Consider the following 1,677-nt stretch of genomic DNA (forward strand, 5'->3'; position numbering starts at 1 on the left):
CCCAGGGCATGCTGACGGTCGCGGCTAGGCTGACCGCCTGACGTGCTGATCATGGGAGTGCTGAGATGCCAGTTGTCGTTGCTGCCGACGGATACAAGCTGTGGTACGACGTCGCCGGAGGCGAGGACGTACCAGCCATCGTCTTCCCTGCTCGATTCCGTACAGAATTCGCAGCCCTGGGAGCTGCGTTGGCCGACCGGTACCGCGTCATCCGGTACAAGCCCCGGCGGGTCGTGGGCGAGATGGAGGCCGAGGACGAGGCGGGCGGCCCGTGGGAGCCGTCCACGTGGGCCCATTACCCCCTGGAGATGGAGATCGCCGACCTGCACGCCGTGGCGGATGCCGCTGGGGTGGGCGATTTCGTGCTCGCCGGGTACTCGGGCATGGCCGCGCTGGCGGGTTTTCTGGCGCCGATCAGTGACCGTACGCAGGGGCTTGTGGTTGGAGGGTTCCCGCTGCTCGCGAGCTGCGACTACTGGCTGGGGTTCGAGGAAGGGGCGCGCGCGGCCCTCGTCCAGGCCGGTATGCAGGACAAGGCGGCGGATCATCACCTGGGCCGTCTGCTGTTCCGGGAGTGGGGAATCCGGGATGACCGCGCCGCTCTGGCCGCTATGCCGGGGCCGAAGGTTCTTTGGTACGGCAGCCGGGATTGCGAACCGGACTGCAGGATGTACGACTTCGTGGGTGGAGCGGCCATCGCCCGCCACATCCGTGCTCATGCCGACGAATTGCGTGCGGTCGGCTTCGAGCTGATCGAGGTCGACGACCAGGACCACATCGGCGCCCTGGCCACGACGGATGTGATCGCACCTCAGTTGTCTGCCGCGCTGGACAAGGTCGACTGGTAGGTCGGCCCGGCTTCCAGGATACGGACCGTGGTCCGCGAAGCCAGCGGGTTGTCACCTGGCCAGTCGCCGGTAGCAGATGAGGGTCGCGGCGATGCCGGCGAAGGCAAGGAAGTGATCAGCTTTGCGCTCGTAGCGGCGGTGCAGGCGGCGGCAGCAGGACAGCCAGGCCACCGTGCGCTCCACGGTCCAGCGGTGGCGGCCCAGCCGCTGCGAAGACTCGATGCCTTTGCGGGCAATGCGCGGGATGATGTTCCGGCCACGGAGCCACTTCCGCAGGTGGTCGTAGTCGTAACCCTTGTCCGCGTGAAGCTTGGCGGGGCGGCGTCGGCGCGGTCCACGGCGGGAGCGAATCGGCGGGATACCGCGGACGAGGGATTCCAGGCCCTGACTGTCGTGGGTATTCGCTGCGGAGATCCCGATCGAGAGGGGCAGACCGGTCCGCTCGGTGATCAAGTGGATCTTCGAGCCTTTCTTGCCTCGATCCACAGGATTCGGGCCCGTCAGGTCCCCCCTTTCAGCGCCCTCATGTTCACCGAGTCGATCGCGCACCGCGACCAGTCCAGCTTCCCGCGTGCTCCCAACTCGTCCAGGACCAGGCGGTGGAGCTTGCCCCAGACCCTGGCTCGGCTCCACTCGGTGAAACGGCGGTGCGCGGTCGGCCCGGACGGACCGAAGACCGGCGGCAGTTGCTGCCACGTGCAGCCCGTCGTGGCCACGAACACGATAGCGGCTAGTACCTCCCGATCTCCGTGGCGCCGTCGGCCACCGCCCTGCGGCCGGACAGGCGCCGGAGGGACCACTCGTTGGAACAACTCCCACAACCCGTCCG

2 protein-coding genes are annotated in these 1,677 nt (G+C 67.7%); one reads left to right on the top strand and one right to left on the bottom strand.

Translation table 11 applies throughout. The annotated features are described in order from the left end of the window. The first annotated feature begins 188 nt into the window (after positions 1-188). Positions 189-848: an alpha/beta fold hydrolase gene (locus IEY79_RS37030; RefSeq protein ID WP_189112048.1), complete on the top strand. Its 660-nt coding sequence runs from the start codon at positions 189-191 to the stop codon at positions 846-848. Positions 849-899: 51 nt separating this feature from the next. Here the strand turns inward: IEY79_RS37030 and IEY79_RS37035 are convergent. Then, a protein-coding gene (locus IEY79_RS37035) for an IS5 family transposase (protein WP_229701462.1) occupies positions 900-1,677 on the bottom strand; the annotation gives its coding sequence in 2 pieces (ribosomal slippage) (positions 900-1,351 and positions 1,351-1,677; 779 coding nt annotated over the 2 pieces). This gene is flagged as partial in the annotation.

Source organism: Streptomyces camponoticapitis, from assembly GCF_014646115.1.
GTDB classification, from domain to species: Bacteria; Actinomycetota; Actinomycetes; order Streptomycetales; family Streptomycetaceae; genus Streptomyces; species Streptomyces camponoticapitis.